The sequence below is a fragment of the Pseudomonas sp. DP-17 genome (assembly GCF_022380625.1).
GTDB classification, from domain to species: Bacteria; Pseudomonadota; Gammaproteobacteria; order Pseudomonadales; family Pseudomonadaceae; genus Pseudomonas; species Pseudomonas nitroreducens_A.
The window spans coordinates 213138-226410 of the sequence record NZ_JAKSXG010000004.1; the positions used below are offsets into that span (position 1 = coordinate 213138).

The window sequence follows — 13273 nt, forward strand, 5'->3', positions numbered from 1 at the left end:
TTGCCTGCAAGCCTAGCTCCTGAGGGCGCGAACGCTAGAGTTCGATCTGCGTCCACTGGCGCTTCTGCCACATCACCGCGAAGATCGCCGAAGCCAGCCCGCGCTGCAGAATCTGCATGCTCCATATCGCCAGCAGCCCGCCGCCCAGCACCGGGCCGACCAGGTAGGCCAGCGGCAGGAAGAACAGCCACTGGTTGCCCAGGCTGACCGCCATCACAGTGCGGACGGCTCCCGCGCCCAGCAGCGCCTGGGTCAATACCAGCGCGGTGGCGTCGATCACCATGCCCATGCCGGTCAGCATCAGCGGTACGCGGCCCAGTTCGATCAGCGCGGGGTCGCTGACGAACAGCCGCAGGATGGTTTCGGGAAAAGTCCAGAAAGGAGCGCCCAGCATCGCCAGTCCGCAGGCCGCCACTTTCACCACGTCCCAGCCCCATCGGTGCGCACTGTCGAAGTCGCGCTCGCCCATGCTCTGGCTGACCAGGGTGGTCGCCGCCATCCCCAGGCCGACGCCGGGCAGGATCAGGAACAGCGCCAGGTTGATCAGCACGTGGGCCACCGCCAGCTCGCGGGTGCCGACCTGCGCGATGATCCAGAACAGCAGGGTGATGCCGGCGGCGAAGAAGAATTGCTGCAGTGAGTTGGGCAGCGACAGGCGCAGCAACGTGCGGATATCGCGTTCACTTGGCAGGCGCGGGTGGCCGCCTTGGGCGCGGGTGTCGCGCCAGGTGATCCAGGCATAGATCAGCGAGCCGATGTAGAGCGCCAGGGTGGTGCCCAGGCCGCTGCCCACGGCGCCCATTTGCGGCAGGCCGAACAGGCCGTGGATCAGGCTGTAGCTGATCGCCGCGTTGGCCAGGTGCATCACCACCAGGGTACGCATGTACGTGCCCGAGCGCCGGGTGCCGTTCCAATAGCCGCGGAAGGAGAAGTTGAGGCCGACGGCGAGCACCGACAAGGCACGCCATTCGAAGTAGGGAATGCCGACCGCGAGCACCTCGGAGTCATGGGATAGGGCGCGGACAATGGGCTCGGCAAATAGCAGGCAGAACAGCGTGATCGGCAGCGACAGGCCCAGCGCCACCAGCAGCCCGCAGTTCAGCGGCGCGGCGAGTTCGTCGCTGCGTCCTTCGCCCCGACGGCGCGCCACCAGTGCCTGTACGCCGGCGCCCATGCCCATCACCAGGGAGATGGCGACGAAGTTGGCGTAGCTGCCGATGCCGACTCCGGCGAGAGACTTTTCCCCGAGGTGGCCGACCATGGCTGCGTCCACCAGGTTGAGCAGGCTCTGGCTGAGCATCCCGCCGATGATCGGCAGACCCAGGTTGAGAATATTCAGGAAGCGCTGGCGCTCTAGCATGGCGTCTCTGGGCAGTGAGCTCCGGCTTGTAGGGGATTCGGCGAGCCCCTGCCGGTAGGGTGCCGCTGTAGGAAATCCTAGCCGACGGGGCAGTTTTCGCCGCTTTTGGATCGAAATGTAGCGACAGATATTGCGAAGTCGTTCCGGTGATATTTCCGATATTTGTGTGATGCATTTCGCATTTTTTTGCCTTGGCGAACGAAATCGGCGTACTACGCTGAGACTCAATTGACCAGGGCAAACCTGTGCGAAAGCCAGGGACGCAAAGCCACCGATCTACAGCCCGAGAGGGCCATGACCGCGGGGTTGCCAGGCAGGCCGGACGTTCGTCCGAGCCTTCTGCGAGCGTGCGCTCGGCTTCCTTCAACGTCCCGGTGAGCCTCCTGATCAACCCGTGCAGGTTGATGGTGTTTGTTGGCCCAAGGGAGCGCGCCGATGAATCAGCCGTACAAGCTTCAGTACACCTACGGGTTCGCCCGCATGGCGTTACGAGATCAGGTGGTCTTCAAGTCCATTGTCGGCCTGCTAAGCGGCCGTACATTGGCGAGTTGGGCCTACGTCGACGGTCCGGCCGATTTGCTGGTCGAGGGTGAGGAAGGCGAGCCCAGGGTGCAGTTGCGCACAGCCGAGGGTGAGTCACTCTGGGTGCACTGGCCGCTGCGTGCCGGTGAAGTCTTCGACTGCCTGGAGCGCGCCGCCCGCGCCATTGGCCACCAGCCCGTGGAGATACCTGGCGCAGCGCTGCGCCTGAAGCACTGGCCAGCGGCCTCCCTGCTCCAGGGCGATCATCGCTACGTACGCCTGGCCACGCTGCTCTGTGCCCGGGCCATGAGCCTGGAAGAGCTATGCGAGCGCTCCGGTGTGCCGCGCCCGGTAGCGGAAAACTTCGTCCGCCTGATGGAGGCGCAGGGGATGCTTCAACACAGTGAGGCCATTCCACTTGCACCTGCGCAGCAGACTGCCGCTCCCGTTGGCCTGCTGGCACGTATCCGCCGCCACTTGGGCCTGGGCGGTGTGGCGGAGGCCAGCCGATGAGGGAATACAAGATCCTCTTCACTGGCACCATGGGCGCCGGCAAGACCACCGCCATCGCCGCGATCAGCGATATCGAGCCTGTCACCACCGATGTGCAGAACAACGACCCCAGCCTGGACAAGGCGCGCACCACGGTCGGCCTCGATTACGGGGAGGTGGTGCTTGGCCCGGACGAGCGCCTGCGCCTCTATGGCACCCCCGGCCAGGCGCGCTTCGCCTTCATGTGGGGAATTCTTTCCCGCGGCGCACTGGGACTGGTGATTCTGATCGACAACTCGCGGCCCGATCCGCTGGCCGATCTGCGGATCTACCTCGATGGTTTCGCCGACTGCATCGGCCGCGCGCCCTGCGTGGTCGGCGTCGGTCGCCTGCCCGGTCATCCGCATCCCGGCTTGGACGACTACGCCGCCACCCTGGCGCAAGCCGGATACAGCTTCCCCGTGGTTGAGGTGGACGTGCGTGAAGCGGAGCAGGTGCGCCTGCTGCTTGACCTGCTCCTGCTGCAACTGGAATGCACGGCGGCCTGACGCCCACAACCCATCGGAGTCGATCATGGAACACGCCTTGATGAGCCTGCCGGAACGACTGCGCAGTGACGCCGAACAGGCGCTGGACGAGCTCGGCTCCAGCCTGGGCCGGCTGAGCGCGGCGGTGATCGCCACCACGGACGGTTTCGAAGTGGCCTCCCGCGCCGGCAAGGGGCTGGAGGTTTCCAAGCTGGCTGCAATGGCCTGCTCGATCTCCGCCCTCGGCGCCATGGTCGGCCAGGAGAGCGAAGTGGGGCCGCACCAGAATGTGATAGTCGAAGCGAGCGAGGGCTACATCGTCATCGTCGACATCCCGCACCCGAGCCACCCGATGATCCTGAACCTGGTCGCCGACCGCGAGGAGATGCTCGGTCAGGTGCTCTACCAGGCAAAACGAACCGCAACACGGCTGGCGGATCTGTCGCTGGCCGGCTGAGACAAAAGGCTTCGCGGCGCGCGCGGCTGCGGGGCCACTACAACAGGACGCGCACTCAAGGAGTAATCGCTATGGCAGCACTGCAACAATCGCTGGACGAACTGCTGAACCTGGATGGGGCCCTGGCGTCGGCCGTGGTGGATGCCAAGAGCGGCATGCTGCTTGGGCAGGCCGGCGGCGGCGTGGACCTCGAACTGGCCGCTGCGGGCAATACCGAGGTGGTCCGCGCCAAACTCAAGACCATGAAGTCGCTGGCGCTCAACGATGTGATCGAAGACATCCTCATCACGCTCGGCCGCCAGTACCACATCATCCGTCCCATGGCGAAGCACGAAGGCGTGTTCATGTATTACGTGCTGGACAAGGTGAAAGCCAACCTGGCGTTGGCCCGGCGCAAGCTGCAGGAGGTGGAGGCGCAGGTGGCGATCTGACGATGTCCCGAGCGCGAGGGGAGCGGGGAGGCTCGCCCTCGTCGACGAATCCTGGCTGGCCCTTTGTGGGCCAGCTTCGTTTCAGGCCAACAGCAATTCGGCAAGACGCGCGGCGTGGCCGCGCAGTTCCGGCACCGCAGTGGCTTCCCAGTGGCTGGCACGCAACATCGGGCTGAGCAGATAAAGGTCTGGATTGGCCTTGCCGCTGGCGTCCAGCAGGCGGAATTCCTCATCCGTGTCCAGCCCCAGGCCTTGTCGGTCCTGGCGGATGACGCCGCGGTCGAGCAAGCCGCAAAGGAGCGGCTCGTTCACGGTCCGCAGGTCGGTGCAGGGGCCGGTGCAGTTGATCAGGTAATCGACGACCTGGCGTTGCGAATGCCTGGCGCCACGTGGGCGGATTTCCAGGTCGATGCTGTTCTCTGTCGCCTTGGCGGCCAGGACTCGCCCAGCCTGTACGCGCAACTGGCCGCTGTTGCGCAAGTCTTCGATACGCTGGGCCACGGGCGGCGCGGCACGGTGCCGATGAACGTCCCAGTAGGTTTGCAGATGGCGCAGGAAGCGGCCGCGCTCGGTGTCGTTCAGCGATTGCCAGAGCTGCGGGGTGACTGGGCGTAGCGCGGCGATCACGTCGCGCCAGTCGTGCCCGTCTTCGGCTGCCTGCCGGATCAACCGGCGCAAGCCACGCAGCCGCTCGTTCAGGCCCATGTGCCGGAGGAAGGCTTGCGGCAGATCGGGCAGCACGGGATGGCTGGCGTTGTCCCGGTGTGCCTGTGGCAGCAGCGCGCGGCGCGACAGCGCCAACAGAGGGCCGCGGTGCCCCTGGTCCTCCAGGGCGAGGGCCATGTCGTACATGGTCAGTCCGGTGCCCAGCAGCAGCACATTGGCATGCGTCGGGATGCTTTCCAGGGCGCCGGGCGCCCAGGGGTCGCGCAGATAACGCGGATCGGCCTCGAGCAGCTTGAGCGGGCCGGGTGTCGCGGGTGCGAAGTTGCCCGTGGCGATGATCACTTTCTGGCTGTCCAGCGGTTGGCCGTCATCCAGCAGCAGGCGCAGACGATCGCCGTGCTCGGTCAGTTCCAGCACCTGCTGGCAGAGGCTGCTGAAGCGCACCCCCGGAGCGGCTTCGGCGATGGCATGGCCGAGCCGGTCCTGCAGGTAGTCCCCGTAGAAACGGCGCGGCAGGAAGTCGCCGGGCTTTGCCTCGGGCATCTGCTTGCGGGCGAATTGGAGAAAGTCCGACGGCTGGTCCGGGAACAGGCTCATGCGCTCGGCAGGCACATTGAGGATATGGCTCACGGAGCGCGTACCGTAGGCCAGGCCGCGGGCGAGGCGCCCTGATCGATTGATCAGGCTGAGGCGCAACGGCCCCTTGGCGCTACGCAGCAATTGGATAGCCAATGCCGTGCCGCAGAATCCGCTACCGATGATGGCGATGTGTTCCATGCAACCTGCTCCGTGTTTGAACGGGGGCAGGGTCGCAGAGCAGGGGCGTGCTGACAACAGTGGCGAATCGACGCCGTCGATTCCATCCGGCGCTGACGCCTGGCCTGGCGCCGGATGAGTCGAATCCTTACTCGAACAGGCCGTGCCAGCAGTCGCTCAGTTCACCCAGCTCGAAGGACTTGGCCCAGGATTGCTTTTCCAGCCACAGGCGGGTGGTTTCGCGGTCGGCCTCGGTCAGGCTGCCGGCGGCGTTCAGGCACAGGTAGCCGGTGAACTCGCCCTCTTCAGTGGCGCCGCCGACGAAGACCCAGCCCTCGGACTCGACGAAGGCGATCCACTCATCGAGCACGTCGTCCAGTTCGCCGGTGTAGTTCACTTCCAGGCTGAAACCGAACTCCTGGAACTCGCCCAGGCGCAGTTTCTTCAGCAGGCGGCGTTTGCGCGGTTTGGCCATTTGTTCGGGGGTGAGGTATTTCATGGGGGCTCCTGGGAGTTCGTGGATCCGGCGACTGATCCGAATCAGTGACAGCCGCCCATGGTATCACGTCGCGCCCGCCATCCCTGATCCAAGTGTTGCTGGATCAGAGGTAGAAGACCGTCAGCTGCGCCGTTCCCTGGACTTTTCCGCCGGTGACCTGGGCCGCCGTACCGGTCCGGTAGTAGGAGACGTTCATCTTGATCGGCAACGTCGTGTTGCCCGATGTCGGGCTGTAGTCCGTGACGGTGTAGCTGGAATCGCCGAAGCGAATGGGCGCTGTATTGGCTTCATTGGTGATCCGCAGTCCGACGCCTTGCGCCATGTCGGCGCCCGAGGCGTTCTGGAAGGTGCCGTCGGTGGCGCTGATAATGGTACCGACAGGATCGAGCTGGTACCTGATGCTGTTCATGCCGGCCGGGCAGTTCTGCAAGGTGAACTGGAAAGGTTTGGTCCTGACGCTGGTGGCGTTGGCGAAGTCGCTTTTTCTCGCCGTATCCAGGAGGACATCGGCCCCGACCGCGGTGCAGCTCAAGGCCTGGAATGTCACGGGGCCGATGACGTAGTTGCGGCTGCCGATGGCGGTTGAGAATACGCCATCGGTCTCTTGTGCGGTGTTGGTAACGGTGAGGGTGGGCGTCGTTCCGGCAGTGATTCGCCCTGTCTGAATCAATCGGAATTTCAGTTGCGCACCGAATGAATAACTTCCCGACTGTAGGTTGTCGCACCAACGGTCGCTGTAAGGGTATGACCCCGAGCCAGTCAACCACGGGTTCCAGCCATTGACACCGCCAGCCTCATCACAAAAGGGGCCACCGGTGTAAATGCGGAATCCGTAGACGATGCCGACACCTGATACGCCGGTATTGAAGACTTTGTATGTCGTACCGCCCTCGCTATAGCTTCCCGCCTGCGCCAAGGTAGGAAACTTGACGCCGATACCACCCTTTGTTTTGTTGCTGAGTGTGCACGTATAGATATTGGTAGCGGCCTCACCCGTCACCCAGGCGGAAAGAGGGGCCATGGTTGCGCTATTGTCGCGCGGGACAGAAATAGGGCCGGGGAAGGTAAAAGTCTCGGCGCCCGTGCCATTGAAAGTACAAGTGGCGGCGGCCCAAGCGGTTTGGCCCCAGAGAGCAATTGCAAATACCACTGAGCTGTAGAGTGAATACGACCAAAGCCGGAAGAGGATAGGCCGATTGCTGAGTTGGCTGGCATTCATTGGGAGGCTCCTGCACGCGTTCCTGCGAAGTTGAGTGGCCGATTCATTTGGATTGAGCGGCCGGCGCATTGACTTGGAAATGAAAGCTCCAAGTAGTACTTCGGCCGCTCAGAGGTTCTGGTGTTTACACTTGATCAGGAAATAATGGCCGACTGGACTGTTTCGGGTCTGTCCGAGAAGTAATCCTGCATATAGGGAAATTTCCCTAAATTCCGTTGGTATTGATACCCGGGGCAGCTTCGGAGTAGGGCAAGTCGATTAATGGCACCGCTATCATTTAGTAGGGGAAAAGCCGTAGCGTGAAGGATGATCTGCCAGAATCCAGTTCGGGTATCGCTGAACAGAACCGCCATGCTTTCCTGCCGCAAGGCTCGCATGACGCGTAGCCCCAGCCCCGAACGGTTGTTCTCGTCATAGGTGTGCAGGATGCGCAAACCGGGAATCAGGATGTCCTCCCGGTTGCCGTAGGCTTCCCGCGGGCTGCCGGAGACGACGGCGAGTTCCGTCAGACCCAGCGCGTTGCGCAAGGCGTCGACTACGTAGATGTTGGCGTATTCGGAAACATAGTGGAACGGCGAAAATATCACGGGCCGACCGGGATACTCGCTCTGAATCCTGCGGGTCGCGGCAGCCAGGTCCCGCGCTGCCATTTCGAGTTCCGGCCAATGATTACCCACGCCGTAGAGGCGTCCCAAGTGCATGCGACGATCTATCAGGTGTTCGATTTCCTCGGCTGCCATGGTGCGCCAGAGGTCGGTCCGCTTCAGCGCATCGCTGTCGCTTCCCCATTCGTAGCGTAACCACCCTTTCCAGCGGGTCCGGCTACTGAACAAGCTGCGCAGACCCCAAAGCAACAGGCCTGTGCGCTGGAGTGTGAGTGCGGATGAGGCCAGCAGCCAGCGATCCCGCCAGCGAGGCTTGAGTGGGGCCGCTTCACGGGGCATCGGTCGTCAGCCAATTATCTAGCGCCTGGATATCTCCCAGGCTCACGCAGGCTTCCCCGCAGGGTTTCGATCTCGCTGAGCAGCGCCTGTCGGCGCGCGTCGCCCTGGGCAACTTCGGCGGCACTCTGGTGCGCCTGCAGGCGCGCCTGTTCGATGCGCTCGGCCACGACATAGCTGGCCATTCCTTCCAGCCGCGCCAGTGTTCGACGGGTATCCGCGGCGATCTGCAGAGTGCGCGAATGCTGCCTGCCGACAGCCTGAAGTTCGAGTTCGCGAGCCTTTACGGTACGTTCGCTGGCGTCCAGTCGGGCGACCAGGGCCGCTTTTCGGTCGTCGTGCTGGGTGGTGGCGGTCTCGATTTGATCATCGCGCATGGATTCGTCGAATCGAGGACGAGGCGTGCCGTCGCTGGAGAGGGTGAGATCCCGGGCAAGTTGAAAGAGCGGCTGTCCCTGGCTGACCTCCTGCCCGGACAGGACATGGACGTCGGTTACCAAACCGGTGAGTCCTTTGACCTTTACTTCTGAGGAGGAAACGATCTCGCAGGAAACATCGCGTTTGAGTTCGATCTCCTGGAAGAACGCGAAAGCAACTCCGAGAGTCACTGCCCCCGAGGTGAAATAGGCGATCCAGCGCCAAGAGATATCGGAGAAGCGCGGCAGTCTCTCTGCTTGGATGCTCACTTCTTAACCTTGCTGAGTGGGGTACTGTTCGGGGTTGTCTGTCTCTCAATGCCGTTGACAGCAGAATGAGAGGCGCTGCCCAACAGGGAGGTGGGCAGCGCAATACAGCCAAGGTCGCCGGGAATACACACTACTCATCGATATTGCGTCGAGAGTCGTCAGTTCATTGTGTGGCTCTCCCGGTTGGCTGTTGGCTTACGGAGCGACGGTATTGCCGCCGGTGCCGCCGCCGCTCGGTGGGACCGGGGCCGGGCACGGAGCTGGTTTCTTCTTGCATTTGCAGCAGCCGCCGGCCAATTCGGACTTGTTCAATTCTTCACGGATTACTTTCTTCATTTTAGACTTTCCTTGAATAAATGGCTTATGTATGAAGCTGGGTGTTGCGGTGTTGCTCTCTCGGCCCCTTCCCCATGTAGGGAAGCCTTGAACTTATAGCGGTGGCGCTATTTTTTCTGGTTATGAGTTTGTTTTGGGTTAACCAGATTTAATTGATGGTGTGCAAGACTGACTTGGTATATTCAGAAAGTCGGCTTGTCTAGATTGTTGCCGACTGTCTGGGTTGTGTTGAGGATAATATTTTTGTGAGAGTTAAACCGCAATTGAGAGGTTTTCTATAAATTTGTAGGAGTGTTCTGAAGGTTTCTATGTTTTTGGGTGGGTGATGGATTTTCGGTTTGTGGGTTTACTTGGATGTTTGATTGTTGAATGTTGATTTCTTGGTATTTGCATGTGTTCTGTCGCCATTACCTTGCAGCCTCGGATTAGTCAGAAGGATTCTGGTTTCAGCCGTTACTGCTCATAAGGTTTCGTGCTGCTGTAATTCAGCAGGCTAGTAGCCGCTGACAGGGAAGGAGAGTGATTGGGGAGACGGCAGGGGCGGGTTTTGCTGAAGAGGAGCAGGATCGGCGGTAGGCCGAGGTGGTGCAGATTCAGAGGGGTAGTTGCTGCGCCGGGCCGGGCAGAAGAATGCCTTGCATCCTGCCGTCCAGCCCTTTGCTCAGTTACGGGAGCTTTAGTTGTCGTAACCCAGGTTCGGCGACAGCCAGCGCTCGCTGGTGCTGATTTCCTGGTCCTTGCGCGTGCTGTAGCGTTCGATCTGGTCCTTGTCGATCTTGCCGACGGCAAAGTACTGCGCTTGTGGGTGGGCGAAGTACCAGCCGCTGACGGCGGCGGCGGGGAACATGGCGTAGTGCTCGGTCAGGGTCACGCCGGAGACGCCCTTCGGGTCGAGCAGCTTGAACAGCGTGCCTTTCTCGGTGTGGTCCGGGCAGGCCGGGTAGCCGGGCGCCGGGCGGATGCCGACGTACTGCTCCTTGATCAGCGCCTCGTTGTCCAGGTGCTCCTCGGGCTGGTAGCCCCAGTAGTCCTTGCGAACACGCTCGTGCAGCCACTCGGCGCAGGCTTCGGCGAGGCGGTCGGCAAGGGCCTTGACCATGATCGCGTTGTAGTCGTCGCCCTTGGCCTCATAGGCCTTGGCCACTTCCTCGGCGCCGATGCCGGCGGTGGTAATGAAGCCGCCGACGTAATCTTTCAGGCCGCTCTCCTTGGGCGCGACGAAGTCGGCCAGGCTGAAGTTCGGCTTGCCGTCGGGCTTGATGGTCTGCTGGCGCAGGTGGTGCAGGGTGGCCAGCTTGTGGCCGTCGTCGGCGTAGACTTCCAGGTCGTCGTGGTGCACCTGGTTGGCCGGCCAGAAGCCGAAGACCGCCTTGGCGCGAATGAGCTTCTCGTCGATCAGCTTCTTCAGCATCGCCTGGGCGTCGTTGAACAGGCTGCGCGCCGCTTCGCCGACGACTTCGTCGGTGAGGATGCGCGGGTACTTGCCGGCCAGGTCCCAGGAGATGAAGAAGGGCGTCCAGTCGATGTACTCGGCCAGTACGTTGAGGTCGATGTCATCCAGCACCTTCACGCCGGTGAAGGAAGGCACCGGTGGCTGGTAGCCGGTCCAGTCGAACTGCGGCTTGGCGGCGATGGCCTGCTCGTAGCTCAGGCGCTCGGTGCGCGCGCTGCGGCTGGCGGTACGCTCGCGGACTTCCGCATACTCCTCGCGCAGATTGCGGGTGTACTCGGGTTTCAGTTCCTTGGACAGCAGGGTGGTCGCCACGCCCACGGCGCGGGAAGCGTCGGTGACGTAGACCACCGCATCGTTGCTGTACTGCGGATCGATCTTCACTGCGGTGTGCGCCTTGGAGGTGGTGGCGCCGCCGATCAGCAGCGGCAGGCTGAAGTTCTGCCGCTGCATTTCCTTGGCGACGTGGACCATCTCGTCCAGCGACGGGGTAATCAGGCCGGACAGGCCGATGATGTCGCACTTCTGCTCGCGGGCGGTCTGCAGGATTTTCTCCGCCGGAACCATCACGCCGAGGTCGACGATGTCGTAGCCGTTGCAACCCAGAACCACGCCGACGATGTTCTTGCCGATGTCGTGCACGTCGCCCTTCACGGTGGCCATGAGGATCTTGCCCTTGGCCTCGGGCTTGTCGCCTTTTTCCGCTTCGATGAAGGGGATCAGGTGGGCCACGGCCTGCTTCATCACGCGGGCGGACTTCACCACCTGCGGGAGGAACATCTTGCCGGCGCCGAACAGGTCGCCGACCACGTTCATGCCGGACATCAGCGGGCCTTCGATGACCTCGATGGGGCGGGCGCACTTCTGCCGGCATTCTTCGGTATCTTCGACGATGAAGGTGGTGATGCCCTTGACCAGCGCGTGTTCCAGACGCTTCTCGACGCTGTGGCTGCGCCACTCTTCGTCTTCGACTTCCTTGACCGCACCGCCGCCCTTGTAGTTGTCCGCAATGGCGAGCAGGGCTTCGGTGGCATCCGGGCTGCGGTTGAGCACCACGTCCTCGACCTTGTCGCGCAGCTCCTGCGGGATCTCGTCGTAGATCTCCAGCTGGCCGGCGTTGACGATGCCCATGGTCAGGCCGTTCTGGATGGCGTAGTAGAGGAACACCGAGTGGATCGCCTCGCGCACCGGGTTGTTGCCGCGGAACGAGAACGACACGTTGGACACACCGCCCGAGGTCAGCGCATAGGGGAGGTTGTCGCGGATGTAGGCGCAGGCCTCGATGAAGTCGACCGCGTAGTTGTTGTGTTCCTCGATGCCGGTGGCCACCGCAAAGATGTTCGGGTCGAAGATGATGTCTTCCGGCGGGAAGCCCACTTCGTTGACCAGGATGTCGTAGGAGCGCTGGCAGATTTCTTCCTTGCGCGCCTGGGTGTCGGCCTGGCCGGCTTCGTCGAAGGCCATCACCACCACGGCGGCACCGTAGCGCTTGCACAGGCGGGCGTGGTGCTTGAACTGCTCGACGCCTTCCTTCATGGAGATGGAGTTGACGATGCCCTTGCCCTGGATGCATTTCAGGCCAGCTTCGATCACTTCCCACTTGGAGGAGTCGATCATGATCGGCACGCGGGAAATGTCCGGCTCGGAGGCGATCAGGTTGAGGAATCGAACCATGGCGGCCTTCGAATCCAGCATGCCTTCGTCCATGTTGATGTCGATCACCTGGGCGCCGGCTTCCACCTGCTGCTGTGCCACTTCCAGCGCTTCGGCGTAGTTCTCCTCGCGGATCAGCCGGGCGAACTTGGCCGAGCCGGTGATGTTGGTGCGCTCGCCAACGTTCACGAACAGCGAGTTGCGGTCGATGGTGAAGGGCTCAAGGCCAGAGAGCCGGCAGGCGCGGGGGATTTCCGGAATCGCCCGTGGGGCGTACTTGGCCACGGCCTTGGCGATGGCCTCGATGTGCGCTGGCGTGGTGCCGCAGCAGCCGCCGATGATGTTGAGGAAGCCCGAGGCGGCGAACTCTTCCACGACCACCGCCATTTCAGCCGGGGTCTCGTCGTACTCGCCGAAGGCATTCGGCAGGCCGGCGTTGGGGTGAGCGGAGACGTGGGTCCCGGCCTTGGTCGCCAGCTCTTCCAGGTAGGGACGCAGTTCCTTTGCGCCCAGGGCGCAGTTCAGGCCGACGGAAATCGGGTTGGCGTGGCGCACCGAGTTCCAGAAGGCCTCGGTGGTCTGGCCCGACAGGGTCCGGCCGGAGGCGTCGGTGATGGTGCCGGAAATCATGATCGGCAGTTCGACGCCCAGCTCTTCATAGACGCCCTGCACGGCAAAGATCGCGGCCTTGGCGTTGAGGGTATCGAAGATGGTCTCGATCAGGATCAGGTCCGCGCCGCCCTCGATCAGGCCGCGGGTCGATTCGCTGTAGTTCTCCACCAGCTCGTCGAAGGTGACGTTGCGGAAGCCGGGGTCGTTGACGTCCGGGGAGATGGAGCAGGTGCGGCTGGTCGGGCCGAGGACGCCGGCGACGAAGCGCGGGCGGTCCGGGGTCTCGGCGGTCTTGGCATCGGCCACTTCACGGGCCAGGCGCGCGCCTTCCACGTTCATCTCGTAGGCCAGTTCCTGCATGTCGTAGTCGGCCTGGGACACGCGGGTGGCGTTGAAGGTGTTGGTCTCGAGGATGTCCGCGCCAGCGTCCAGATAGGCCTTCTCGATGGCCTGGATGACGTCCGGGCGGCTGAGCAGCAGCAGGTCGTTGTTGCCCTTCACGTCGCTCGGCCAGTCGGCGAAGCGCGCGCCACGGTAGTCCTCTTCCTGCAGCTTGTAGCTCTGGATCATGGTGCCCATGCCGCCGTCGAGGATCAGGATGCGCTCCTTGAGGGCTTGCTGGAGGGCTTGCTGGCGTGCGGCACGGTCGATCATGGGAATACCTGG

11 protein-coding genes and 1 riboswitch are annotated in these 13273 nt (G+C 62.7%); of the genes, 4 read left to right on the forward strand and 7 right to left on the reverse strand.

Annotated elements, in window-relative coordinates; translation table 11 throughout:
* Positions 1 to 34 precede the first annotated feature (34 nt).
* Positions 35 to 1360, reverse strand: coding sequence for an MATE family efflux transporter (locus tag MJ122_RS10370; RefSeq protein ID WP_239744092.1), 1326 nt, complete (start codon positions 1358 to 1360; stop codon positions 35 to 37).
* A 226-nt stretch (positions 1361 to 1586) separates the two neighbouring features.
* Positions 1587 to 1674, forward strand: a riboswitch (cyclic di-GMP riboswitch).
* 121 nt (positions 1675 to 1795) lie between these two features.
* On the opposite strand from MJ122_RS10370, the gene MJ122_RS10375 reads away from it, so the two are divergent.
* From MJ122_RS10375 to MJ122_RS10390, 4 genes are all read left to right on the forward strand, one after another.
* Positions 1796 to 2395 (forward strand): hypothetical protein, encoded by a 600-nt coding sequence (locus MJ122_RS10375; RefSeq protein ID WP_239744093.1) that lies wholly within the window; start codon positions 1796 to 1798, stop codon positions 2393 to 2395.
* The gene (locus MJ122_RS10380; RefSeq protein ID WP_088417430.1) at positions 2392 to 2922 is read left to right on the forward strand and encodes a GTP-binding protein; all 531 of its coding nucleotides are present in this window, start codon (positions 2392 to 2394) and stop codon (positions 2920 to 2922) included. Before MJ122_RS10375 ends, MJ122_RS10380 begins: the two co-directional genes overlap by 4 nt.
* A gap of 25 nt (positions 2923 to 2947) precedes the next feature.
* Positions 2948 to 3358 carry a hypothetical protein gene (locus MJ122_RS10385; protein WP_088417429.1) on the forward strand — a complete coding sequence of 137 codons (411 nt, stop codon included), beginning with the start codon at positions 2948 to 2950 and terminating at the stop codon, positions 3356 to 3358.
* Positions 3359 to 3429: 71 nt separating this feature from the next.
* Positions 3430 to 3789 (forward strand): hypothetical protein, encoded by a 360-nt coding sequence (locus MJ122_RS10390; RefSeq protein ID WP_017519512.1) that lies wholly within the window; start codon positions 3430 to 3432, stop codon positions 3787 to 3789.
* 81 nt (positions 3790 to 3870) lie between these two features.
* On the opposite strand, the gene MJ122_RS10395 is transcribed toward MJ122_RS10390, so the two are convergent.
* The 6 genes from MJ122_RS10395 to metH form a co-directional block, all read right to left on the reverse strand.
* The gene (locus tag MJ122_RS10395) at positions 3871 to 5232 is read right to left on the reverse strand and encodes an FAD/NAD(P)-binding protein (RefSeq protein WP_239744094.1); all 1362 of its coding nucleotides are present in this window, start codon (positions 5230 to 5232) and stop codon (positions 3871 to 3873) included.
* A 127-nt stretch (positions 5233 to 5359) separates the two neighbouring features.
* Positions 5360 to 5710, reverse strand: coding sequence for a 50S ribosome-binding protein YggL (locus MJ122_RS10400; RefSeq protein WP_239744095.1), 351 nt, complete (start codon positions 5708 to 5710; stop codon positions 5360 to 5362).
* A gap of 103 nt (positions 5711 to 5813) precedes the next feature.
* Positions 5814 to 6929 (reverse strand): fimbrial protein, encoded by a 1116-nt coding sequence (locus MJ122_RS10405; protein ID WP_239744096.1) that lies wholly within the window; start codon positions 6927 to 6929, stop codon positions 5814 to 5816.
* Between the two features lie 134 nt (positions 6930 to 7063).
* Positions 7064 to 7873 carry a hypothetical protein gene (locus MJ122_RS10410; RefSeq protein WP_239744097.1) on the reverse strand — a complete coding sequence of 270 codons (810 nt, stop codon included), beginning with the start codon at positions 7871 to 7873 and terminating at the stop codon, positions 7064 to 7066.
* Between the two features lie 14 nt (positions 7874 to 7887).
* A complete protein-coding gene (locus tag MJ122_RS10415) occupies positions 7888 to 8556 on the reverse strand; it encodes a hypothetical protein (RefSeq protein WP_239744098.1) in 669 nt (222 codons plus the stop codon).
* Positions 8557 to 9568: 1012 nt separating this feature from the next.
* Entirely contained in the window at positions 9569 to 13261 is a 3693-nt protein-coding gene (gene metH / locus MJ122_RS10420) for a methionine synthase (RefSeq protein ID WP_239744099.1), read from the reverse strand.
* Positions 13262 to 13273: the final 12 nt, after the last annotated feature.